The 23,767-nt window shown below is 44.3% G+C and carries 20 protein-coding genes; 12 read left to right on the forward strand and 8 right to left on the reverse strand.

The genetic code is table 11. The annotated features are described in order from the left end of the window. Complete coding sequence (locus tag AB6D80_RS07405) at nt 1-2,346, reverse strand: ATP-binding protein (RefSeq protein WP_372188141.1); 2,346 nt, start codon at nt 2,344-2,346, stop codon at nt 1-3. Between the two features lie 451 nt (nt 2,347-2,797). On the opposite strand from AB6D80_RS07405, the gene AB6D80_RS07410 reads away from it, so the two are divergent. Further along, nucleotides 2,798-4,381: an ABC-F family ATPase gene (locus AB6D80_RS07410; protein ID WP_009846736.1), complete on the forward strand. Its 1,584-nt coding sequence runs from the start codon at nt 2,798-2,800 to the stop codon at nt 4,379-4,381. Nucleotides 4,382-4,617: 236 nt separating this feature from the next. Here the strand turns inward: AB6D80_RS07410 and fdhD are convergent, their stop codons facing one another. Beyond that, nucleotides 4,618-5,439, reverse strand: a complete 822-nt coding sequence (gene fdhD, locus AB6D80_RS07415; protein WP_009846735.1) for a formate dehydrogenase accessory sulfurtransferase FdhD — start codon at nt 5,437-5,439, stop codon at nt 4,618-4,620. 352 nt (nt 5,440-5,791) lie between these two features. Between fdhD and AB6D80_RS07420 the strand changes: the two genes are divergently transcribed. From AB6D80_RS07420 to cobB, 11 genes are all read left to right on the forward strand, one after another. After that, complete coding sequence (locus AB6D80_RS07420) at nt 5,792-6,256, forward strand: DUF3305 domain-containing protein (protein ID WP_372188142.1); 465 nt, start codon at nt 5,792-5,794, stop codon at nt 6,254-6,256. Then, nucleotides 6,246-6,932 carry a DUF3306 domain-containing protein gene (locus tag AB6D80_RS07425; RefSeq protein WP_372188144.1) on the forward strand — a complete coding sequence of 229 codons (687 nt, stop codon included), beginning with the start codon at nt 6,246-6,248 and terminating at the stop codon, nt 6,930-6,932. Before AB6D80_RS07420 ends, AB6D80_RS07425 begins: the two co-directional genes overlap by 11 nt. Nucleotides 6,933-7,234: 302 nt before the next feature. Continuing rightward, nucleotides 7,235-8,896 (forward strand): 4Fe-4S dicluster domain-containing protein, encoded by a 1,662-nt coding sequence (locus AB6D80_RS07430; protein ID WP_372188145.1) that lies wholly within the window; start codon nt 7,235-7,237, stop codon nt 8,894-8,896. Nucleotides 8,897-8,905: 9 nt separating this feature from the next. Beyond that, the gene (locus AB6D80_RS07435) at nt 8,906-9,538 is read left to right on the forward strand and encodes a molecular chaperone (protein ID WP_010440860.1); all 633 of its coding nucleotides are present in this window, start codon (nt 8,906-8,908) and stop codon (nt 9,536-9,538) included. Between the two features lie 76 nt (nt 9,539-9,614). Further along, nucleotides 9,615-9,815 carry a twin-arginine translocation signal domain-containing protein gene (locus AB6D80_RS07440; protein ID WP_016768068.1) on the forward strand — a complete coding sequence of 67 codons (201 nt, stop codon included), beginning with the start codon at nt 9,615-9,617 and terminating at the stop codon, nt 9,813-9,815. Nucleotides 9,816-9,825: 10 nt separating this feature from the next. Further along, on the forward strand, nt 9,826-12,681 hold the full coding sequence (locus AB6D80_RS07445) for a formate dehydrogenase subunit alpha (protein WP_009846730.1): 2,856 nt from the start codon (nt 9,826-9,828) through the stop codon (nt 12,679-12,681). A gap of 11 nt (nt 12,682-12,692) precedes the next feature. Beyond that, nucleotides 12,693-13,301 carry a formate dehydrogenase FDH3 subunit beta gene (fdh3B, locus tag AB6D80_RS07450; RefSeq protein WP_010440854.1) on the forward strand — a complete coding sequence of 203 codons (609 nt, stop codon included), beginning with the start codon at nt 12,693-12,695 and terminating at the stop codon, nt 13,299-13,301. Nucleotides 13,302-13,314: 13 nt separating this feature from the next. Beyond that, nucleotides 13,315-14,388: a formate dehydrogenase subunit gamma gene (locus AB6D80_RS07455; RefSeq protein ID WP_372188146.1), complete on the forward strand. Its 1,074-nt coding sequence runs from the start codon at nt 13,315-13,317 to the stop codon at nt 14,386-14,388. After that, nucleotides 14,372-14,788: a hypothetical protein gene (locus tag AB6D80_RS07460; RefSeq protein WP_010440849.1), complete on the forward strand. Its 417-nt coding sequence runs from the start codon at nt 14,372-14,374 to the stop codon at nt 14,786-14,788. The genes AB6D80_RS07455 and AB6D80_RS07460 overlap by 17 nt, the downstream gene beginning before the upstream one ends. Nucleotides 14,789-15,199: 411 nt before the next feature. Next, nucleotides 15,200-16,420 carry an ammonium transporter gene (locus tag AB6D80_RS07465; protein ID WP_102257387.1) on the forward strand — a complete coding sequence of 407 codons (1,221 nt, stop codon included), beginning with the start codon at nt 15,200-15,202 and terminating at the stop codon, nt 16,418-16,420. Between the two features lie 257 nt (nt 16,421-16,677). Continuing rightward, entirely contained in the window at nt 16,678-17,412 is a 735-nt protein-coding gene (gene cobB, locus AB6D80_RS07470) for a Sir2 family NAD+-dependent deacetylase (protein WP_371707889.1), read from the forward strand. Nucleotides 17,413-17,574: 162 nt separating this feature from the next. Here cobB and AB6D80_RS07475 read toward each other — a convergent pair whose 3' ends face one another. From AB6D80_RS07475 to potA, 6 genes are all read right to left on the reverse strand, one after another. Then, nucleotides 17,575-18,390: a GGDEF domain-containing protein gene (locus AB6D80_RS07475; protein WP_372188148.1), complete on the reverse strand. Its 816-nt coding sequence runs from the start codon at nt 18,388-18,390 to the stop codon at nt 17,575-17,577. Nucleotides 18,391-18,492: 102 nt separating this feature from the next. Then, nucleotides 18,493-19,530: an extracellular solute-binding protein gene (locus AB6D80_RS07480; RefSeq protein ID WP_304569336.1), complete on the reverse strand. Its 1,038-nt coding sequence runs from the start codon at nt 19,528-19,530 to the stop codon at nt 18,493-18,495. Between the two features lie 227 nt (nt 19,531-19,757). Further along, complete coding sequence (locus tag AB6D80_RS07485) at nt 19,758-20,792, reverse strand: extracellular solute-binding protein (RefSeq protein ID WP_371707891.1); 1,035 nt, start codon at nt 20,790-20,792, stop codon at nt 19,758-19,760. Between the two features lie 137 nt (nt 20,793-20,929). Next, nucleotides 20,930-21,700, reverse strand: coding sequence for a spermidine/putrescine ABC transporter permease PotC (gene potC / locus AB6D80_RS07490; protein WP_004733706.1), 771 nt, complete (start codon nt 21,698-21,700; stop codon nt 20,930-20,932). Further along, nucleotides 21,700-22,557: a spermidine/putrescine ABC transporter permease PotB gene (potB, locus tag AB6D80_RS07495; protein WP_012603924.1), complete on the reverse strand. Its 858-nt coding sequence runs from the start codon at nt 22,555-22,557 to the stop codon at nt 21,700-21,702. Before potB ends, potC begins: the two co-directional genes overlap by 1 nt. Next, nucleotides 22,541-23,656, reverse strand: a complete 1,116-nt coding sequence (gene potA, locus AB6D80_RS07500) for a spermidine/putrescine ABC transporter ATP-binding protein PotA (RefSeq protein ID WP_009846720.1) — start codon at nt 23,654-23,656, stop codon at nt 22,541-22,543. The genes potB and potA overlap by 17 nt, the downstream gene beginning before the upstream one ends. Between the last annotated feature and the right edge of the window lie 111 nt (nt 23,657-23,767).

Below are 23,767 nucleotides of genomic sequence, written 5' to 3' on the forward strand. Positions count from 1 at the left end.
TTACTTCACCAGTAGATGTTGACGATCAAGAACGTTAGTAATGTGGCGGAACCAGTGCTCGGAAATTCGAGCCTTTTCTTCATGCCAACCAATATAACCACGGCTTTCAAAGTAACGCAGAATCCCCGTTATCTCTGCCGTGCTCAGCTGTGTACATTCAGACAACACTTCTGGAGAAGCGATTTCCAGTTGTACAATAGAACGAAGTACAGCCAACATAGGTTTCGGCATATTCTCTAGTTCTTGCGCTTCAGGGACATGGAATAAACGTACTACCGCTTGATCTGTTTCTTTATTTCGGTTCAAAGAGAGTCGGAAGAAACGCAGCGCAACGGTAGGGTTGCCATCAGAGTAGTGCCACAAAATTCGGTAGAAACCTTGGCGTGCACGTTCTTCTTCACTCATATCATCTTGGTCCCATTGCTTAGGAACCACTAAGCCATCAAAAGACAACGGCTTCTCAAGCTCCGCATTGATACGGCTATTTAGAAGTTCACCCACTTGTTTCTCTGTCCAACGCGGAAGGAAGCACACCAAATCAAACAGCAGACGCTCACCACGAGCTCTATCCACAAATCGCCAACTTGATTTGGCGATCGATATCACGACACGGTGGTTCTTTTTAGAACGACGCAGAAGGTTGGTCAAACGAATCAAATCAGACAGGCCACCGACCATTGGTTTCACCAGTCGTTGAGCGTTATCTATCGCGATAAGGTAAGTGGTATTGCTCTTACGAAGGTGCGCTAATATTTGAATTTCAGTTGCTTCTTCTTCTAAGCCGATGCTCACGGCTAAATGCGCTAAGAGCTCTTGGTAACCCGCGTAAGGGCAGCTTACATATACGGGCTCAGCGTTAGATACTTTGTGCAGCAAGGTATAAAGCAGCGTTGTCGCGCCCACACCACGCTCACCTGAAACAATACAGATAGCCGGGCTGTCTGACATCAAGTAGCGAGACAGTTGCTTAACCTCGTCACCGGCATAGTCAATTAACGTGCTGTCTATATTACCCGGCAGAATGTATTCATACGTTTGATCGCCTTTGATTCGAACCAAGTTTTGCTGATTCTTATCAAGATCTGACTGCTTAGCCACTTCGATTCTAAACAGATACGCCAAAGCTTGGCTAAACAGCGTGTAATTAGATAGCAAGGCCATTATGCGGTGTTGGAAGTTGTAAACGCTCAGCCACACGATACCAATGGCTGTCGCCAATATATTAAGTAACAACGTATCCTTACGGTTTACTGCCCAATTCACCCAAACCGGACGATCAGAGATGTGTTGAAGTGTATCGAAGACCTTCGCTCTCCATAATCGGAGTACTGAAACCGTAACCAATACAAACCAGAAAAACAGAGCACTATATATCCAACTATAAATCGTGCCTTTGCCTAGCGTAATACTTGATATTTGCAGAATCACACCCGCCACGATGAAGCTCCACACGTAACGGCGGATAGTCGATAGGCGCAGCGCGATCACTTCTTGATTGGATGTACGACCCAAACGGTAGGCAAATTCCAAAATAAAGCTGATGGCAATCGAACCACCTAGAATCCACCACGTGAAGATCTCCAGGAAAATCAAATGTTGCAGACTAGGGATACTAGAAAGCACTCTCAATGACAATGTGATGGCAATTAGCCAAGCAATCGCACTTTCAGCGCGGCTGATGTACCAAATGACACGAACCAGAAAAGGAGGGTTCGTCTTCGCTTCAAGAAAGTTAATTCGAAACAACTCAATTAAGCGAGTGCTGTTAGCAAGCCACCACACTAAACCGAAATAGATGAACAACACTTTTAACGACGCACCAATCACAGGCACGGGCGAAATAAAGATATCGTTAACTAACGCCTTGAAGCTTCGGATTTGGAAGTATGCAAGATACTCAATATTGAGCTTAGTTAATTCCCATTCTTGCTTAAACTGGGTAACACCATAAGGGCCAAAACCGGTTAAGCGCTCTTTGTTCGCAGAGTTCGTCTGTTCTAGAAGATGTTGTTTACTGACGTTTAAGCTATTCAAAGTGACGTAACTGGTTTGAACCTCAAACCATTGATCGACGTCGTTGTTATCTCTATAAGCTTTTATCTGTTGCTCGAAGATTTTGATTTCCTGCTTTTGAACTCGCAGAACTTCAGCTAACAAGATATTGACTTGGCGTCGGTCCGACGACTCCATAAAGAGGGGATCGGGTAACGAATCAATTCGAGCATCGAGGTCAACAGCAGAATCGGATACCTGCGGCTGAGATTGTAAGTCATATTCCAAGTTGGCATGACTAGGCCATGAGAGAATGGCTAAAGTGAGGAGTAAGAAGCGCGATAGTGAACGCATAAAAGTCTCTTAGAATTATGAGGTTAGGATTACTATAGTTAGATAATCTTACTTTGTGAAATCCAACCCCGTATCGGGGGCGAGTACTTTATTCCTGTTTCGATCGATTTTGTCATGAAATTGTCAGGGATTAGGCTAGTCTTGGCTATGTCTGTGCCTGCTTTGATCGGGTTGGTTTTACTGTAACTAATCAGCATACGATATATTCAATGGTCGGCATGATTTGGGACGTTATATCTCTCCCATTTTAGGGCGCCGTTTGATATTTTGTTTTCCCTGAAAATCAGCGGCTTTTCGTCGATAAATAGAAAATCAAAAGTGTGAGTCAGCTCAAACTATGATTTGGTTGGGTTATCACTCACTTAATAGCGGGTAATTGCAATCAAGACTTGCAGTTAAAGCCCCGAACAAGTAACGTTGCGGCGTTTTTCACATTAAAAAGGTAACGGCATTGATCTCCACAGCAAATATCACCCAACAATTCGGCGCTAAGCCACTTTTCGAAAATATTTCAGTTAAGTTCGGCGAAGGCAACCGCTACGGTTTAATCGGCGCGAATGGCTGTGGTAAATCGACGTTCATGAAGATCCTATCTGGTGAACTTGAGCCAAGTGCTGGTAACGTAAGCTACGATCCAAACGAGCGCGTAGCTAAACTAAACCAAGACCAATTTGCTTACGAAGAATTCACGGTAATCGACACGGTTATCATGGGTCACAAAGAGCTTTGGGCTATTAAGCAAGAGCGTGACCGCATTTACTCTTTGCCTGAAATGAGCGAAGAAGACGGCATGAAGGTAGCTGATCTTGAAGTTCAGTTCGCTGAAATGGACGGTTACATGGCAGAAGCGAAAGCGGGTGAGCTTCTTCTTGCGGTAGGTATTGAAGAATCTATGCACTTCGGTCTAATGAGCGAAGTAGCACCAGGTTGGAAACTTCGTGTTCTATTGTCTCAAGTACTGTTTGCAGACCCGCATATCATGCTTCTTGACGAACCAACGAACAACCTGGACATGGACACCATCAAGTGGTTGGAAGATACGCTAAACCAACGTAACTGCACAATGATCATCATTTCGCACGACCGTCACTTCCTAAACTCTGTTTGTACACACATGGCTGACCTTGATTACGGCGAACTTCGTCTATTCCCAGGTAACTATGATGAGTACATGACAGCTGCGACTCAAGCTCGTGAGCGTCTACTGTCTGACAACGCGAAGAAGAAAGCACAAATTGCTGAACTTCAAACGTTCGTATCTCGTTTCTCTGCTAACGCATCTAAAGCGAAGCAAGCAACGTCTCGTGCTAAGCAGATCGATAAGATTCAACTAGACGAAGTTAAAGCATCTAGCCGTCAAAACCCATTCATCCGTTTTGAACAGTCTAAAGAGCTATTCCGTAACGCACTTGTGGTTGAAAACCTATCTCAAGGTTTTGAAGAAGACCTATACAACAAGTTCGACGGTATTTTCGAAGTAGGTGAGCGTGTTGCTATCATCGGTGAGAACGGTGTGGGTAAAACAACGCTACTTAACACACTAGCTGGCGCTCTTGAGCCACGCACTGGTGAGTACAAGTGGTCTGAAAACTCAAACATCGGTTACTACGCTCAAGATCACGCACACGATTTCGAAACAGACATGAACTTGTTTGATTGGATGAGCCAATGGCGCCAAGAAGGCGAAGACGAGCAGGTTGTTCGTGGTTTCCTAGGTCGTATGTTGTTTGGTCAAGACGACATTAAGAAATCTGTAAAGGTTATCTCTGGTGGTGAACAAGGTCGTATGCTTCTTGGTAAGATCATGATGCACAAGCCAAACATCCTGCTTATGGATGAACCAACGAACCACATGGATATGGAATCTATCGAAGCGCTTAACTTGGCTCTTGAGAACTACAAAGGCACATTGTTCTTCGTATCTCACGACCGTGTGTTCGTAGACTCGCTTGCAACTCGTATCCTTGAAATCAAAGATGGCAAGATCAACGATTTCCGCGGTACTTACGCTGAGTTCTTGAAAGCACGCGGCTAAGCTTTAAGTTAGCCTTAGTTTTCAACTCAATGCGTTGGAAATTCAGGCATAAGCTATAAACCGAAAATTAAAAACGCCGTCATACTGAAAAGCATGACGGCGTTTTTGTATCTTGTATCTAGCTAAGTTTCTATGTATCTATCCTTGAAGGGTCACTAACTCTTTACATCAGAACTTTACAATTAGAAGCGGTTAGTGAATCTCCAATCGAACCTACACTTTTTTCCGACTGCTGATTATTCACCTTTCACATCAAATTCAATCTTCTCTGCGCCAGTGAACACTTGGAAACGCAGGCCTTTAGCGCGAGCAATGGTCGTGATACCAAATTGCTGAGCCAAGTCTAAACCCATTTGCGTTACGCCTGAACGTGATAACAGAACAGGAATACCCATCTGCGCCACTTTGATGACCATTTCAGAAGTCAGGCGGCCAGTAGTGTAAAAAATCTTATCTTCACCAGACTCTTTGTTAAGCCACATCTCACCAGCCAACGTATCTACCGCATTGTGACGGCCAACATCTTCAACAAACGATAGAACCTTGTCGTCTTTGCAAACAGCGCAACCATGTACCGCGCCAGCTTTCTTGTACGTGTCGTTGTAATGAGTCAGTGCTTCTAAAGCCGTGTAAATTTCAGATTGCTTAATTTTGGTCTGAGGCACTTGGTAATCTTCCAACTGCTTCATCACGTTACCAAACATGGTGCCCTGACCACAGCCAGAGGTCACCGTCTTCTTCTTAAGCGCTTGCTCAAGCTGGCTCGTGTCTTCATTGGTAATGACCGCTGCAGAGCTGGTTTCCCAATCGATGATGATAGATTCAACTGCTTCAGGGTCAGAAAGGAAGCTTTGGTTCTTCAAATAACCCAAGACTAAAGATTCAGGACGCGAGCCGAGCGTCATCAGGGTTACGATCTCTTTCCAGTTCAACATGACGGTAAGAGGGCGTTCACAAGCGATCTGTTTGGTTAACTTCTCACCATATTCATCAAACACTTCAACTTCGATTGTTTGAAGTGGGTTTTCACTAGTTTTTATTATGTTTGGTTTTACCACAGTCACGTCCTACTTAATGAGATAGCGATTTAAAGAGATAAGAAGTTAACAAGAGGGTCTAACGCCGATCTTGTTCATCGTAAAGCAAATCTTATTCCAAAATAACGGGTATTCAGGAAAACATGAAGCATTTGATTAAAATAGCGCAAAATATGGGAGTTCACCGAGTGGAGTTGTCTGAAATAACCAGTATCGACTAACGTTAAGTGACAACTTGATGACGAACATTGTAGATGCGCTATTGAAGTTAACCTGTATTGGCGTGTTTATTGCTTTATAGCGCTTATAGGATTGAGCTAAGTACAAAATGTCCTAAGCACATTCAGGCCAAAGAAAATCAATTGGGTGAAGTATGTCTGAGATAAAAGAATTCAAAGAACAATACGAAAAAACAGAAGCAGCTTGGCCAATAGGTGTCCAAAGAATAGAGAAAGAGATCAAAACAGGTATCTGGGTAACCACTCAATGGGAATTGAAGGGGTTTGAATTGTCACCAGAAGATGACGCCCCAGACGTTTGTTTACTTCAATTACATAAAGATGAACGTACAGACTATCGATTCAACCTAAGCTCTCAGCAACCTAAGCTTTTCTTAGTAATGGATAATGTCGATTCTGATGTTAAGCCCGTCATTCAGTTACTTACTGCCTCACAAACCGTTGCAGGGCAATACATGGACGGTGACAACCAAGTACTTTCCTACGACATTCCATTACCAGTACAAGCTTGGATGGAAGCGTTCATCGGTCGTCATGGCGAGTTATTAGAAACAAGACGTAAGAAACGCAAAGGCGCGGGAAGATCAAGTGGCAACTAACTTCTTTAGCCGTTGGTCTCAACGAAAGCTTGATAGACCCACTGACGAACCTTTGGAAGTAGAGCAAACACTGGAAGCACCAGAACTCACTTCTTCTGATTCTTCATCTTCTGAGATTTCGCCTGCTGAGCTTTCGTCTGAAATGGAAGCAGCAGCGCCTCAGTCTTTAGAGAGTGAAGCTTCAGAAACCAATGAAGACGTTCATGTTGCTGACGTTCAAGATCCCGCACCAGAAGCCACTGAAGATTTGTCTGTTGCCCAATTATTGGTATCAGAAGCCTCTGAAAGCGTAAAAAAAGCGGCATTGCGTAAACTATTCCTCTCAGAAGAGTTCAACGTTCGTGATGGTTTAGATGATTACGACGACGATTACAGCAATTTGAAGTCTCTGTCTGAAGGAGTTGCAGAAACTCTTCGCGATTGGGTAAAAGACAAGACAGAAGAAGACACAGTAAACGAACCTGAACAAGCCGCTGATAATGAAGAAGAAACTTTGATTGATGAGGTTGATGGCTCTATTAATGAAGCTGAAGAGACCGAGTCAGAATTCAGTGAAAGTGACGAAATTGCGGGGGAAGAAAAGGAGCTGTATAAAAACACAGTGTCAGATAATGACGCTACAATGTCAGACGAAGCTGACCTGACAGAGATGGGACAAAATATACCACACAAATAATAGGTACATTTTGACTAAACACTCAATGAACCGCTTGCGACAAAATGTCCCAAGCGGTTTTTTTATACGCACAATAAACGCTAAAAACCATTAAGTCACTGATATATAACACTTATTAAATTGGCATGGCATTTGCTAGATAACGTTCATTATCAACTTTTTTGTAGATAGACGAGTTCAGGGTCTAACGAATGGCACACTAGCTAAAGAGTTAGTTGTTAACGGATTACTCAGCAAGTTCTCTATCGCTTACTACAATGAAGGTTGAACAGATTATCCATGTCCATAGATGGAACTGAGCAATGCTTAAACAATTATTAGAACAAGCAACTTCAAATAACGCTAAAGCAAGACTGTATGCATTTGAAAATACAGTAGAGTTAACAAATCTGATTCCACCTACTGTTAGCTACGAAAGCGGCGGTAATACACTTGTTATTGGTCCAACTGCGATCATAGAAAGTGCTGCGGCGCAATTACCTCAATTAACGAGCTTAACCTTATTGTCAACAGACGGCGAAAAGGGCACAAACCCAGAACTGTACTTCGCAAATTCGGTTCAAGTATCCGGTTTCCTTGGCACGTTTGAAGTCGTGATTGAGAGTAAAGGCACATCAAGCAACTTGGCAAAAGTGGCTATTAATCACGATTGTTTCGATGTGGTTTTAGACCTATGTCTGAACAGCTGCATGACAGAAGAAGTACCTGTTCCAGGTTATTACCCAGTAGGGCGAGGCTATCCAAAACTGGCGGAAGCACTGGAAGAGATTCCAACGCTAATGGGCACGTTCGATAAGCCTAAGTTCTTCCGTTTAGACACCGACCTTTGTGCGCACAGTTCACGTGGCGTTAAAGGCTGTGAGCGTTGTGTTGATGCTTGTCCTGCTGGCGCACTATCAAGTGAAGGCTCAGACAAGACAGGTCACAAGATCGAGATTAACCCTTACCTATGTCAGGGCGTTGGGACTTGTGCAACAAGCTGTCCTACAGAAGCGATTACCTATGCGCTTCCAAATCCTGACGATACGCAAAAGTTCATTGAACGTACGCTAGCTAACTATGAACATGCAGGCGGTCTGGACCCAATCGTACTTATCTGTAGCTCACGTCATGAAACTTACAACGTGATGGCTCTTAAAGCGCTACCAGATAACGTGATTCCAATCGTTGTTGAAGAATTGCCTTCTATTGGTATCGATACGTGGTTTGCAGCTTTGGTTAATGGCGCGACTCAGGTTCTGTTTGCGGCTTCTCGCTTTATGCCAGAAACCATCATTCGTGTTCTGAATAACGAAGTCGGGATCGCTCAAGAGCTTCTTGACCAAATCGGTATTCCAAAAGAAACCATTGATATCCTTTATCTAGAATCGCTTCGCGAAGGTCCTCCGACATTGTGTGTGGATTCGTTTGACCTTGCACTTGGCGATCTTCAAGGCAATAAGCGTCAACGTTTGTTCACAGCACTTGATGCGATGTCTTCATCTCGTATTCCAGTTGAGAACATTGTTGAGCTTCCTTCGAATGCACCATACGGCACGGTTTCATGTGAAAGCAAAGATTGTACTTTGTGTATGAGTTGTGTGGCGGTGTGTCCAACACGTGCTCTGCATACCGACGGTGCGTCTCCATCGCTTAAGTTTGTAGAACAAGACTGTATTCAATGTGGTCTGTGTGAAAAGGCATGTCCTGAGAACGTACTTACTCTGACTCCTCGTATGAATTGGGTGAAAGAAGAACGTCAGAAGGCGGTTGTAATTCATGAAGAGAAAGCAGCGGAATGTTTACGTTGTCATAAGCCATTCGCACCACAGTCTATGATTGACATGCTACAGAACAAGTTACGCGGTCACTCTCATTTCTCGGATGAGACAGCAATTAATCGTATTGCGATGTGTGAAGACTGCCGTGTGGTAGACATGTTCGATTCAATGGCTCAAGACCCATTGAAACAATTGAAATACTAGGAGTTCGCCTTGGATACTCATTTAGATCAAGAACAGACACTAAGAACTGAAATCTATCTGGTTCTTTCTGCATTGTTTCGTAGCGCACCTTCTGAAGAGGTGATCGACTTTCTCAAGACGCTAGACATTGAAGCATCAGAAAGCGCGATGCAGAAGGCTTGGATTGCGATTCAACAAGCAGCAACCGAATCAAACCGCGAAGCATTAGAAGACGAATATCAAGACTTGTTCATTGGCATTGGTCGTGGGGAGATTGTTCCATTTGGGTCTTGGCATAGAACAGGATCGATGATGGAGAAACCATTAGCTGAGATCCGTCACGATCTTGAATTGCTTGGCATTGAGCGTGATGAGCAGGTTAAAGAGCCTGAAGATCATATCGCGGCTCTTTGTGAAGTAATGGCAATGCTAACCGATGAAGAAGACGCGTTACAACAAGCCGTTTTCAATAAACATATCGGTCCTTGGTTTAACTCATTTACACGTCAGCTTGAAGCAGCAGAGAGTGCCAACTTCTACAAATCTGCAGCTCAGCTATGTGAAGCATTCTTAACGTTGGAGCAGGTTCGTTTCAGCGTGAATACAAAAAGCAGTAAACACAAATTAAAGATTGATGTGAAAAACGTCACTGATTACGAGTAATCGAGCAGTACGCGATTATATCGATAGAGGGGCATGAAGCCTCCAAAAAGATCTACCGCAAGGTAAGGAAGCAATGATGAAAGATAATAAAGAAATAGATACAAGCCGTAGAGACTTACTCAAAGGTTTAACGACTGCAGCCGTTGCTGGTGCCGTTGTCGCTGGTACAACCAAAGTGGCAACCGCTTCAGAAACGGTTGAAATACCTGAAAAAGACGTGAAGAAGACGGGCTATCGTGAAACGCAACATATTCGCGATTACTACGACACACTTTAGGAGATAACGGATGAAACTTGTCAAACGCTCCGATAGTGTGAGCAAAGAAACTAATCAGCTAGGTGTGTCTCGTCGCGCCTTCATGAAAAACACTTCACTTGCTGCTGGTGGCGCGGTTGTAGGCGCAAGTCTATTCGCACCGGGCATGATGAAGAAAGCACAGGCTAAATCAGTCGACCCAGAAGCGAAAACAGAAGTAAAACGTACTATCTGTTCTCACTGCTCCGTAGGTTGTGGTATCTACGCTGAAGTTCAAAATGGTGTATGGACGGGTCAAGAGCCTGCTTTCGATCACCCATTTAACGCTGGTGGACACTGTGCGAAAGGTGCAGCACTACGTGAGCACGGCCACGGTGAACGTCGTCTTAAGTACCCAATGAAATTGGAAGGCGGTAAGTGGAAGAAGCTTTCCTGGGAACAAGCGATTGAAGAAATCGGCAACAAGGCGCTAGAACTGCGTAAGGAATCTGGCCCTGATTCGGTTTACTTCCTCGGCAGTGCAAAACACAGTAACGAGCAAGCTTACGCATTCCGTAAGATGGCGTCTTTGTGGGGAACAAACAACGTTGACCACCAAGCTCGTATTTGTCACTCAACCACAGTAGCCGGTGTTGCGAACACTTGGGGTTACGGTGCGATGACAAACTCGTTCAATGACATGCACAACTGTAAATCAATGCTATTCATTGGTTCGAACCCTGCAGAAGCTCACCCGGTTGCGATGCAACATATCCTGATCGCGAAAGAGAAGAACAACTGTAAGATCGTTGTGGCAGATCCTCGTCGTACGCGTACGGCTGCGAAATCTGATCACTATGTTTCTCTACGCCCGGGGTCAGACGTTGCGTTTATCTGGGGTGTGCTATGGCATGTCTTTGCTAATAAGTGGGAAGACAAAGAATTCATCCGCCAACGTGTATTTGGCATGGACGAGATCCGTGAAGAAGTCGCGAAGTGGAGCCCAGCAGAAGTTGAACGCGTAACAGGCGTAAGCGAAGAAGACGTTTACCACACAGCAAAACTGCTTTCTGAGAACCGTCCAGGTTGTATCGTTTGGTGTATGGGTGGTACTCAACACACGACGGGTAACAACAACACACGAGCTTACTGTGTACTTGAGCTTGCGCTAGGTAACATCGGTAAATCAGGCGGCGGTGCAAACATCTTCCGTGGTCACGATAATGTACAAGGCGCAACTGACCTTGGCGTACTGTCTGACACACTTCCAGGTTACTACGGCTTGTCTGAAGGTTCTTGGCGCCACTGGTCTAAAGTTTGGGACATCGATTTTGACTGGGTGAAAGGACGTTTCGACGACAACGCATACGGCGGTCAAAAACCAATGAACAGTGCAGGTATTCCTGTATCTCGTTGGGTTGATGGCGTACTTGAAGACAAAGACAAGATCCGTCAGCGCGAAAACATCCGTGCCATGTTCTACTGGGGTCACGCGGTGAACTCTCAGACTCGTGGTCCAGAGATGAAGAAGGCGATGCAGAAGCTGGATATGATGGTTATCGTTGACCCATATCCAACAGTTGCAGCAGTGATGAACGATCGCACAGATGGCGTTTACTTGCTTCCAGCAACCACTCAATTTGAAACCTACGGCAGCGTAACGGCATCAAACCGTTCTCTACAGTGGCGCGACAAGGTTGTTGATCCTCTGTTCGAATCTAAGCCTGATCACGAAATCATGTACCTTCTTTCTAAGAAGCTTGGTTTCTCTGATCAACTGTTCAAAAACATCCGTGTTGAGAACAACCAACCGTTGATTGAAGACATCACTCGTGAATTCAACAAAGGTATGTGGACGATCGGCTATACAGGTCAAAGCCCAGAACGTTTGAAAGAACACCAGCAAAACTGGCACACGTTCCACAAAACAACGCTTGCTGCAGAAGGCGGCCCAGCGAATGGCGAGACTTACGGTCTTCCTTGGCCATGCTGGGGCAACCCAGAGATGAAACACCCAGGTACGCATATCCTTTACGATACGTCTAAACCGGTTGCTGAGGGCGGCGGTAACTTCCGTACTCGTTTCGGTGTCGAATTTGAAGGTCAAAGTCTATTAGCTGAAGACAGCTACTCAAAAGGCAGCGAAATCAAAGACGGTTACCCAGAATTCAGTGACAAACTGCTGAAACAACTGGGTTGGTGGGACGATCTAACCGCAGAAGAGAAAGCTTCAGCGGAAGGTAAGAACTGGAAGACTGACGTTTCTGGTGGTATCCAGCGTGTGGCTATCAAACACGGTTGTATCCCGTTTGGTAATGCGAAAGCGCGTGCGATTGTTTGGACATTCCCAGACCGCGTACCACTGCACCGTGAACCACTTTACACGCCACGTCGTGATCTTGTTGCAGACTACCCAACATGGGATGACAAGGAAGCAATCTTCCGTGTTCCTACGTTGTACAAATCAATTCAAGACCAAGACAAGTCTGCTGAATACCCAATCATTCTGACTTCTGGTCGTCTGGTTGAGTACGAAGGTGGTGGTGAAGAAACACGTTCAAACCCATGGCTAGCGGAACTACAACAAGAGATGTTTGTTGAAGTGAACCCGAAAGACGCAAACGACATTGGCTTCAAAGATGGCGATGATGTTTGGGTTGAAGGTGCTGAGAAAGGCCGCATCAAGGTGAAAGCGATGGTTACTCGTCGTGTTAAACCGGGTTTAGCGTTCTTGCCGTTCCACTTCGGTGGTAAGTTTGAAGGTGAAGACTTACGTTCTAAATACCCAGAAGGCTCTGATCCTTACGTTATTGGCGAAGCTGCCAATACAGCAACCACATATGGTTACGACCCTGTCACGTTGATGCAGGAAACGAAAGTAACCCTTTGTAATATTCGTAAAGCGTAAGGAGTCTTAAAATGGCTAGAATGAAATTTCTTTGTGACACCAAACGTTGTATCGAATGTAACGGTTGTGTCACTGCATGTAAGAACGAAAATGATGATGCTCTGGAGTGGGGTATTCAACGCCGCCGCGTTGTGACACTGAACGATGGTGAACCGGGTGAAAACTCTATCTCAGTCGCATGTATGCACTGTACTGATGCCCCTTGTATGGCAGTTTGCCCAGCAGACTGTTTTGAACATACAGAAGACGGCATCGTACTTCACAATAAAGATCTATGTATCGGTTGTGGTTACTGCTTGTTTGCTTGTCCGTTTGGCGCACCTCAATTCCCTAAACAGGAAGCCTTTGGTGAGCGCGGTAAAATGGACAAGTGTACCTTCTGTGCTGGCGGCCCTGAAACAGAACCTGGTTCTGTGGAAGAGCGTCAGAAGTACGGTGCGAACCGTATTGCTGAAGGCAAGCTACCAATGTGTGCTTCGCTTTGTTCAACAAAAGCGCTGCTTGCAGGTGATGCTGAGCAAGTCTCTGATATCTTCCGTCAGCGTGTTGTAGAACGCGGAGCGAAAGGTGCTGGTTGGACAGACGGCAACGACCTTTCTTACGATGCGATGAAGAGCTAGTTAGGAGAGACATATGCTTACAATGTTTAAGCGTCTCTTCCTTGTTGTGCTGCCGATGTTGGCAGCACTAACAATGCTGTCTCCTTTGAGTCATGCATCTGAGACGAACTCATCACAAACTCAATCGAGCTCTGCTGAAAGAGAAATCACACAACTTGCTGGCGCTGATTTTTGGCGACAAGTAAGAAACGGTAAGGAAGGTTACACCACATCTCAATCAGCTGAGCATGGTGTGTTGATCAGTACTCCGGGTCAAACGTGGTACATATTGAAAGAGAAGTGGATGTCACCAGCCGGTGCCGTCGCTATCTTTGGCAGTATTGCTTTCGTGACTTTGATGTACGTTGTGATTGGCCCGCTAATGCTAAGCGCACCAAGAACCGGCCGTAAGATCAAACGTTGGTCTCGACTGGATCGTGCATTGCACTGGAGCATGGCGTTTACCTTCTTAACACTGGCGTTCAGTGGTTTGATGTTGGTTTACGGTAAACACTTTTTGAAGCCGTACATTCCAACTGACCTTTGGGGCTTTATCGTTCTATTGGCGAAGCAATACCACAACTACATCGGCCCGATTTTCTATGTGCTATTGATGGCTGTTCTTATCAAGTGGTGGCGAAAATCGATCTTCAAAATGGTCGATATTCAGTGGTTCATCAAACTAGGCGGTATGGTAGGGAAACACAAAGGTTCTCATCCATCGGCAGAGTTTTCGAACGCGGGTGAAAAAGCGCTATTTTGGCTGCTTATCATTATGGGTAGTGTCGCAGCGATCAGTGGCTTGGTGTTAGATTTCCCAATCTTTGGCCAAACACGACGTGATATGGAGCTTTCGAACTTAGTTCACATGCTTGCTGCTCTGATCCTTATCTGTGGTTTTGTGTTCCACATCTATATTGGCTTGTTCGGTATGGAAGGCGCACTAGAAGGTATGGTAACAGGCGAAGTCGATGAAACCTGGGCTAAAGAACACCATGACCTTTGGTACAAAGAAGTGATGGAACAAGAGAAAAACGGCGTTGAACAAAGCGCTAACGTAGCAACAGAGAAAATGGAAGGGGTGAATAAGAATGAACAAACCTCATAAGGGTATTTGGGTTGCTTACATCCTAAGCTGCTTTACACCATTTACTTGTCTTCTCTCTGGTGTGATTGCCATTATCTACGCGGGCTATCGTTTAGATAAAGGCGAAGACGGCGAAGTAGTGGATACCCATTACTACGGCTTGATTCGCTCGTTCTTCTTGAACCTGACGTTTTTTGTTGTGCTTATCGTTACGGTTGCGACCTCTAACGGCGTGTTGATCGGTGTGAACGATTACTGGTATCAAAACCATATTATCGATGACATCGCTTACTACATTCCATATGTGGGCATGTTATTTGGTGGTGTGGCGATTGTGGTGTGGTTTATTCGTATGTATCAAGGCATGCAGCGTTTAAGTCAAAACCTACCGCAAAACCCGACAACAGGTCCAAACCTTTAAGCGTTTATATGTAAGCCGTTCGGGTTACCAAACTCGATAATAGCTCCTTTACGATGAGTTAACTGTAATCAGCGAAAGACCTTAAAAGCCCTGTGATTCATTTCACTGGGCTTTTTGTCGTTTGGGCGCTAGGTAACTGATCTAATGCCTTATATTGACCGCATCAATATGGTGCAACTCCCTCAATTGGTGCAATCAGTTATCGAATATTTCCTCTCTCTGAGAACCAATAAAGTGCACTTTAGAAATTAACCATTAAAAATCATAAACTTAAAAACCAACCCTGTTGCACGTTTTTTGCGTAACCAAGTTGGAACACATCTTGCGTTTACTGTTGAGTCTTTAATTAATTACGACATCAATTCGCACGATTCTAGTGCAATTGAGACAAAGCTAAGGGAGAGAGCTTTAATGAGTCAAACGGTTAACCAAGTTCATAGCGCTGTACAGAGCTTGACGCAGAGTTCGGATACTCTGTTTTTATTATTAGGCGCGATCATGGTCTTCTTAATGCATGCTGGTTTTGCATTTTTGGAAGTCGGTACAGTTAGAAAGAAGAACCAAGTTAATGCGTTGGTCAAGATCCTCTCGGACTTTGGAGTCTCCGCCATTGCTTACTTCTTTATCGGTTACTGGGTCGCTTACGGCGCGCACTTTTTTGCCGACGCAGAAACGCTATCGCAAGGGAATGGATACGAGCTGGTTAAGTTTTTCTTCCTAATGACCTTTGCCGCAGCGATTCCAGCGATCGTTTCTGGTGGTATCGCAGAGCGCGCACGTTTCTATCCAATACTCATCGCAACACTGTTCACCGTAGGCTTTGTTTACCCATTCTTTGAAGGCATCATCTGGAACGGTAATTTTGGTTTCCAAGATTGGCTTGAGGCGCAATTCGGTTATGGCTTCCATGACTTCGCGGGCTCTGTTGTAGTTCATGGTGTTGGCGGCTGGATTGCATTGGTCGCGGTTTACTTCCTTGGCATGCGCAAAGGCCGTGTCCGCGCCGGCAAACACACTAACTTCGCACCATCAAACATCCCATTCTTAGCACTAGGTTCTTGGATCTTATGTGTGGGTTGGTTTGGCTTCAACGTGATGTCAGCTCAAGCTATCAATGGTATCAGCGGTCTCGTGGCAATGAACTCACTCATGGCAATGGTTGGCGGTATTCTTGCGGCTCTAATTGCAGGTAAAAATGACCCAGGCTTCATCCACAATGGTCCTTTAGCTGGTCTCGTCGCTATTTGCGCAGGCTCAGATTTAATGCACCCACTCGGCGCACTGGTAACAGGCGGCGTAGCTGGCGCATTGTTCGTTTACTTGTTTACTTACATGCAAAACAAAACACAGATAGATGATGTACTGGGTGTGTGGCCTCTGCACGGTGTATGTGGTGCATGGGGTGGTATTGCAGCGGGTATCTTCGGTCAACAAGCATTCTGGGGGCTAGGGGGCGTAAGCTTTACTGCTCAGATGGTTGGTACACTAGCGGGCATTACGGTAGCTTTAATCGGTGCATTGGTTGTCTACGGTGTGTTGAGCAAAGTAACTGGCCTAAGGTTAAGTGAAGAAGATGAGTTTAATGGCGCGGATCTTTCAATCCATAAGATCTCGTCTATCAACGAAGACTAACGTCGTTCGTTTTGATGGGGTAAAGCTACATCTAGTAGACATCAGTTAACAAATCTAAGCGGCTTCGGTCGCTTTTTTATTTCTGTGAAAAGCAAAACAGAGAGTTTGAGTAAGAACGGCAACAACTATCAAGCGAGTTATGTCACAAATAGCCAATGAATTCAGTTGGCTAAGACTATGGTCTAATCCCTAAAACTATAGTTGGAATTTGAACAGTGCTAAGCTGTTACCAAGTGACATATTGAAAAGGACGTTATATGCATTTCCCATATCGAAATATCGTAATTCTTACTGGCGCCGGTATCTCTGCAGAGTCGGGGATACAAACATTCCGAGCACAAGACGGATTATGGGAAAACCATAAAATCGAGGATGTTGCGACACCTGAAGGTTTTGCAAAAGATCCTGACCTTGTACAAGCGTTTTACAACAAGCGTCGTCATGGATTACAGAGTGAAAGTATCTTTCCAAATTCAGCCCACAAGGCGCTAGGAGAGCTTGAAGATAAGCTCGACGGCAAAGTAACCATCATCACTCAGAACATCGACAACCTGCACGAGAGAGGCGGTAGCAACAACATTATCCACATGCACGGTGAGCTTCTTAAGGCACGTTGTAGCGAGTCAAACCAAGTTATAGAGCACAAAGACGACATTCATACTGGTGAATTGTGCCATTGTTGCCAGATACCAGCTCAAATGCGTCCTCATATTGTGTGGTTTGGCGAAATGCCTTTGAGAATGGGTGACATCTATTCTGCACTCGAAGAAGCAGACCTGTTTATCTCTATCGGGACATCAGGCGTGGTTTATCCTGCTGCAGGGTTTGTACATGATGCTAAAATGCATGGAGCACATACGATCGAGATAAACCTCGAACCCAGTGCGGTTGAAAGTGAATTTGAAGAGAAACGTTACGGTAAGGCGAGTATCGAGGTACCTAAGCTAGTCGGTGAGCTATTGCTGTCAGAGAAGGGGTCTCTAACGGCCTGACCATTGTGCCAATAAATTGATTGACCCGCTTAAGGTTGGAACTTGAGAGCTCGTTATCAGCAACATTTATCATTTATCAGTGGCAAACTGACATTTATTCAGATGAGGCTCTAGTCATCAGTTTGCCTTGTTGTCTCTATATTCAGGTAATTTGTTTCTAGATTAGGACAAGACGTGCACCAAGAGTTTTGAACAGGTCGTTGAGCTTTTTTTCATTTCGTACATCGCCTTATCGGATTCAACCAATGCCTGTTTAAAATTATCTCGGTTGGTCACTTCGATACCGTAAGAAAAACTGATGTTCTCACCATGCAGTAAGTTATTGACTTGGCTGACAAACTCACCAGCACGACCGAGTTGAGCCGTTGCAACAAACTCATCACCACCCACTCTAAACACCATTTCATCTTCCAAAGCAGTTTGCCTCAGAGCCTGAGAGAAACGAACAATCATTAAATCTCCAACTTTGTGGCCTTTAAGGTCGTTTGTCTCTTTTAGTCCATCTAAGTCGAAGTAAATGAGCTCAAACTCTGCAAGTTTGATCGCGTCAAACTTCTTTCGATTATACAAACCAGTAAGCTCGTCGCGTTTACCTTGGTCTTTGATCTTGCCAGTTAATTCAGTAATACCGTAAGCAATCAATAAAAATGCTATTTGTAGCAACCCGTCTTCCAAGAAGGTATCTATTAGTTCATTTTGGTCAGCCCACTCATCAAGATGTTTAAGCTCGGTTGATACGTCATAAAACAGGTTAAAAATGAGTAATAGAGCGCCGTAGCGAAGAGCTTTGTGGGGACGAATGGCGTGACGCGCAACATAATAGATGTACATAGTGATCACGAGGGTATTTGTTTCGAAAAACAAATCATAATTTGAATCAATATGAATAAATGAACTCAGGCCAAGCATCAACAGTGACGCTAACAGCATAAAAGTCACAACTAACAGGATAGGGTTTGCTTGCATATGTAATCGCACTTCGTATTGTTTGCTTAATCCTATATACATTTTGAATAAAAATAAAGCGGCTTACGCCGCTTTATTTAACTTACTAGCAACAATTAAACTTTTGCTAACAAATTAGTTGTCTACTTTAAGTTTTTGAAAGTACTCGTCATAAATAACGCTCGCTTCGCCAACTTCGTCTTGCCAAACACCATTATCCATCACTGATTGTGGCGGGAAAACGTTCTTATCTTCAGAAAATTCTTTCGGAAGAAGAGGGTAAGCTGTTTTAACTGGTGTTGGGTAACCGATCTCTAGAGCAATTTTCGCTGCGTTTTCAGGGCGAAGAAGGAAGTCGATCATCTTATGTGCCGCTTCAGTGTTCTTAGCACCTGCTGGAATCGCTAGGCTATCCATCCAGAAGATAGCGCCTTTCTCTGGCCAGATGATGTCAATCGTTGCGCCTTCTTGGCGTGCCATGTAAGCAGAGCCATTCCAAAGCATACCAAGTGACACTTCACCCGCTAGGTAAGGGTTCGCAGGGAAATCTGAGTTAAATACCAATACGTTTGGCATCAGCTTACGAAGTTCTTCGTACGCTTCTTTGATTTCTTCAGGGTTAGTCGTGTTTGGAGAGTAACCCAGTTTAGATAGTGCGATATGGAAAACCTCACGAGAGTCATCCATCATCATCAATTGACCTTCCCACTGTGTATCCCACAGATCGCCCCAGTTTTTAACTGAAGACTTGTCTAGCATATCTGAGTTGATACCAATACCCGTTGCGCCCCAGATGTATGGGATCGAGTAGTTGTTGTTTGGGTCAAATGGCTTATCTAAGTAATTTGGATCCAAATCTGCAAAGTGGCTTAGCTTAGTTTTATCAAGCTCTTGAAGCATGCCTTCTTTACGCATCTTAGAAACGAAGTAAGTAGAAGGAACGACCAAGTCGTAACCCGTACCTTGAGTTTTTAACTTAGCGTACATGCTTTCGTTAGACTCATAAGTTGAGTAATAGACTTTAATGCCAGTCTCTTCGGTGAAGTCTTCTAGTACTTCATTTGGAATATATTCAGACCAGTTGTAAAAATACAGTTCTTGGTCAGCTGCGAAAGAGGATGTAGAAAGTAAAGTAGCAGCACACAATGCGCCGGTATACAGTGTTTTTTTCATTACTGTTCCGTTCATTTGTTTGATTTGGAGCTGGGTATTGAACCCAAAGTAAATGGATTTCTAAAAATCGCGCTAAATTATAGCAGTGATATAACAAAATAGGCAGCCTAAGCTGCCTATTGATTGATATTCTTATTTTTAACTTGTTGATTACCTAACTAGGCTTGTTAAGTAAACCCATTACTTATTAGCCTTTGTTGACCGGAGCAATTAGATAACAGACTCGCTTACTGACCGGCTTTAAGCTTCATGAAGTAATCTTCGTACTTCACTGTCTTATCGCCAACCGCAGCTTGCCATTCCACACGATCAAGGTCTTCTTGAGATGGGAACAGCGCAGGGCTGTCTTTGAACTTCTCGTTAGACGCTTTAACAGCCGTTAGGTAGCCTGTGTCACGAGAGATTTGCTCTGCGATTTCTGGGCGAAGTAGGAAGTCGATCATCTTATGAGCTGCATCTACGTTTACCGCACCAGAGCTAATCGCAAAGTTATCAACCCAACCGATACCGCCTTCTTTAGGGAAAACCAGTTTGATTGGTAGACCTTCGTTTTGCGCAGCAGCAGCAGAACCATTCCAAAGCATACCAAGACCCACTTCACCAGACATGTATGGCGCACCAGGGTTATCTGAGTTAAAGACTAGAACGTTCGGCATTAGCTTTTGTAGTTCAGCGTAAGCTTCGTCGATCTCTCTCTCGTTGGTTGTGTTACCAGAGTAACCTAACTTACGCAGTGCGATGTGGAACACTTCACGCGTGTCGTCCATCATCATCAGTTGGCCTTCAAGCTCTGGCTTCCATAGATCAGCCCAGCTTTGGAAGTCTTCCGGATCGTATATTTCAGTGTTAACAGCAAGACCTGTAATCGCAACTACGTGTGGAATAGAGTAGTCGTTGCTTGGGTCGTACGGCTTATCTAGGTAGTTAGTATCTAGGTTCTTGAAGTTGTACAGCTTAGTTTTGTCGATTTTTTGTAGCATACCTTCGTCACGCATCTTAGAAACGAAGTAAGTCGACGGCACAACTAGGTCGTAGCCTTTGTTATGTGTTTTTAGCTTTGCGTACAAGGTTTCATTCGACTCGTAAGTTGAGTAGATAACCTTGATTCCAGTTTCATCAGTGAACTGTTCTAGAATCTCACTATTGATGTAAGGTCCCCAGTTCATGAATACCAATTCTTTGTTATCTTTTGCAAATGATGATGCAGATAACATTGAAAGCGCACATGCACTACCAGCTAATAGAGTAGCCCATTTTTTCATTGACGTTAGCTCCAAACTAAACGTTGCCTAAAGGCAGTAGATAGAAAAACAGAATGGCAATTTACCATTCTGTTTATGAATAACACTTTTGTTAAACTTGAATCTTATCAAGTCCGTCTCAGTAAAGAGTAGGAGACTTACTTGATTTTCTCTCTCGCTAACAACTGAGAAATAATCACCAGTATTAACGACACCACTAACATCACTGTTGCTAGGGCGTTGACCTCTGGAGATATACCGACTTTAACCATCGAGTAAATCTTCAGTGGCAAGATTTCGTAAGTTGGACCTGTTACGAAAGAGCTGATGATCACATCGTCCAAAGACAGAGTGAAGCTCAATAACCACCCCGCAGCAACCGCTGGCTTAGCAAGAGGTAGGATGATCTGTTTTAGAATCGTCCACTCACTTGCACCTAAGTCTTTTGCTGCTTCTAGCATCTTCACATCAAAGCCATTCAAGCGACTGTAGACCGTGACCACAACGAACGGTAAACAGAAAGTAATGTGCGCTGCAAGTAGGGTAAAGAACCCAAGTTGCACACCCATAACCAAGAATAGCGCAAGAAGCGAAATCGCCATTACGATATCTGGTGACATCATCACGATGAACAACATGCCATTGACGATGCCTTTACCTTTAAATTGGTAACGGAATAGGGCAACGGCTGTCAGGCTTCCGACAATCGTTGCGGCAGTCGCTGAGAACACCGCTACGTTGATCGAATGCCACGCAGCCTGCATTAGGCTGTCGTTGTTAATCAGTGCGTCATACCACTTGGTGGTAAAACCACCCCATTTCATGCCGAATTTATTGGCATTAAATGAGTTTGCAATCAATACGATAATAGGTAGGTATAGAAAAGCGTATACCAGCGCCATAAAGCTGAACTTAACTGTGCGACCCATTAGTCTAGCTCCACTTTCTTATTCAATAACTTGCCTGCACGGTAGTAGGCATAAAGCATCACAGCCATTGCCACGGTCAGTGCAATACTCGTCGCAGCGCCAAACGGCCAGTCCCGAGCATTAAGTACTTGGCTCTTAATCACGTTACCAATCAGCAGGTTCTTTGCTCCGCCTAATAGGTCAGAGATGTAGAACATACCTAATGCAGGTAATAACACCAATAAACAACCGCCGACAATACCTGGCATAGTCAGTGGTAACACGACTTTCAATAGCGTTTGCAGTTTGTTCGCACCTAAATCTTTAGCCGCTTCTAAATAAGTGTCGTCTAGCTTTTCGATTGCTGAGTACAACGGCAAAATCATGAACGGGAGTAGGATATACACTAAACCGATCATTACTGCCGTTTCTGAATACATAATACGAAGTGGCTTATCGATAATGTCTAACGCCAACAAGCCTTTGTTCAACACACCTTGAGTACCCAGAACCACTTTTAATCCGTAAGTACGAATCAGTGAGTTAGTCCAAAATGGCACAATCACTAAAAACAACATGATTGGACGCCACTTCGCTGGCATTTTTGCCACGATATAGGCGAACGGGTAACCAATAATTAAACAAAGCAGGGTAGCAACGATTGCCATATAGAAAGAGTGCATCAGCACTTTAAAATACAGCGGATCAGCCAAACGCACATAGTTATCGAGAGTAAAAGTCATCTCAATCAAGTTAGCTTCATCACGAGTTAAGAAACTAGTACCGATGATCATGATGTTTGGAATCATCACGAACAGCACTAACCAACCTGTGATTAAAGCAACAATTGCGTTTTGTAAATTAAACTTCTTGCTCATCTTCTAATACCACTTCCCAGCTCTCAACCCAAGTTACTGCAACTTTTTGGCCCAGTGAGTGATCAACATCAGGGTCATCTTCGTTGAAGAATTCACTAACCATGACACGCATACCCGACTCAAGTTCTACGACTGAATCTAATGTCATGCCTTTATAGGTTCGCTCGACAATGTGACCAACAATACCGCGTTGCTCAGATTCTTTGATTTCTTCGATACGAAGATCTTCAGGGCGAAGCAATACTTGCAGTTTTTGACCCGGTGTTACGTCTTTATCGTGATAGATAATGGACTCTTCACCTTCGATTGTCGCAACAATGCGCTTTTCATCTTGACGAGATTTAGCTGTCGCTTCGAATACGTTAATTTCACCAATGAAACGCGCTACAAATAGGTTCTTAGGCTCTTCGTAGATCTCTCTTGGTGTTCCGTCTTGTTCAATCACGCCATCACGCATAACAATAATGCGGTCGGACATAGAGAGTGCTTCTTCTTGGTCATGCGTTACAAAAATGAACGTGATACCAAGTTGGCGTTGCAGTTGTTTCAGCTCGATTTGCATCTGTTTACGTAGTTTGTAATCCAGAGCAGATAAAGATTCATCCAACAAGAGAACTTTAGGCTTATTAACGACAGCACGAGCGATTGCGATACGTTGCTGTTGGCCGCCAGATAGCTGGTGTGGCTTTCGTTGTGCCATTTGCTCTAAGCGCACCATTTTCAAAGCATCCATTACACGAGGTTCAATCTCGCTGCTTGGAACTTTCTGCATGCGTAAGCCAAATGCCACATTATCGAAAACGGTCATATGCGGGAATAGGGCATAGCTTTGGAAAACAGTGTTTACATGCCTTTGTTCAGCAGGAACTTGGGTTACGTTCTGTCCAGCTAATAGTATTTCACCACTATCCGCCGTTTCAAAACCCGCAATCATTCTTAGCACGGTTGTTTTACCACAACCTGATGGGCCTAAAATCGTGAGAAACTCACCATGATTTACGTTTAAATCCAGATTGCCGATGACTTCCTTACCATCGAAACTTTTACTGATGCCAGTTAGCTGTACTACTGGCTTCCCTACTGATTTTTTAGCGTTCAACGTCTGTTTTTCTCCACCTTGGTTCTATTTGAGACCTGTTGCTATACACCTCTAAGGCGCGCATCATAATCACCAAAAACGTGAATTCAAAGCATTTTTTATCTTTCGAAG

This window comes from Vibrio sp. 10N.247.310.17 (assembly GCF_041466605.1).
In the GTDB taxonomy this organism is placed as follows: Bacteria; Pseudomonadota; Gammaproteobacteria; order Enterobacterales; family Vibrionaceae; genus Vibrio; species Vibrio tasmaniensis_A.

Coding starts and splice junctions, on each gene's coding strand:
- AB6D80_RS07405 (WP_372188141.1), bottom strand. CDS start 2,346: ATGCGTTCACTATCGCGCTTCTTACTCCTCACTTTAGCCATTCTCTCA.
- AB6D80_RS07420 (WP_372188142.1), top strand. CDS start 5,792: ATGTCTGAGATAAAAGAATTCAAAGAACAATACGAAAAAACAGAAGCA.
- AB6D80_RS07430 (WP_372188145.1), top strand. CDS start 7,235: ATGCTTAAACAATTATTAGAACAAGCAACTTCAAATAACGCTAAAGCA.
- AB6D80_RS07440 (WP_016768068.1), top strand. CDS start 9,615: ATGAAAGATAATAAAGAAATAGATACAAGCCGTAGAGACTTACTCAAA.
- AB6D80_RS07445 (WP_009846730.1), top strand. CDS start 9,826: ATGAAACTTGTCAAACGCTCCGATAGTGTGAGCAAAGAAACTAATCAG.
- fdh3B (WP_010440854.1), top strand. CDS start 12,693: ATGGCTAGAATGAAATTTCTTTGTGACACCAAACGTTGTATCGAATGT.
- AB6D80_RS07455 (WP_372188146.1), top strand. CDS start 13,315: ATGCTTACAATGTTTAAGCGTCTCTTCCTTGTTGTGCTGCCGATGTTG.
- AB6D80_RS07460 (WP_010440849.1), top strand. CDS start 14,372: ATGAACAAACCTCATAAGGGTATTTGGGTTGCTTACATCCTAAGCTGC.
- AB6D80_RS07465 (WP_102257387.1), top strand. CDS start 15,200: ATGAGTCAAACGGTTAACCAAGTTCATAGCGCTGTACAGAGCTTGACG.
- cobB (WP_371707889.1), top strand. CDS start 16,678: ATGCATTTCCCATATCGAAATATCGTAATTCTTACTGGCGCCGGTATC.
- AB6D80_RS07480 (WP_304569336.1), bottom strand. CDS start 19,530: ATGAAAAAAACACTGTATACCGGCGCATTGTGTGCTGCTACTTTACTT.
- AB6D80_RS07485 (WP_371707891.1), bottom strand. CDS start 20,792: ATGAAAAAATGGGCTACTCTATTAGCTGGTAGTGCATGTGCGCTTTCA.
- potC (WP_004733706.1), bottom strand. CDS start 21,700: ATGGGTCGCACAGTTAAGTTCAGCTTTATGGCGCTGGTATACGCTTTT.
- potB (WP_012603924.1), bottom strand. CDS start 22,557: ATGAGCAAGAAGTTTAATTTACAAAACGCAATTGTTGCTTTAATCACA.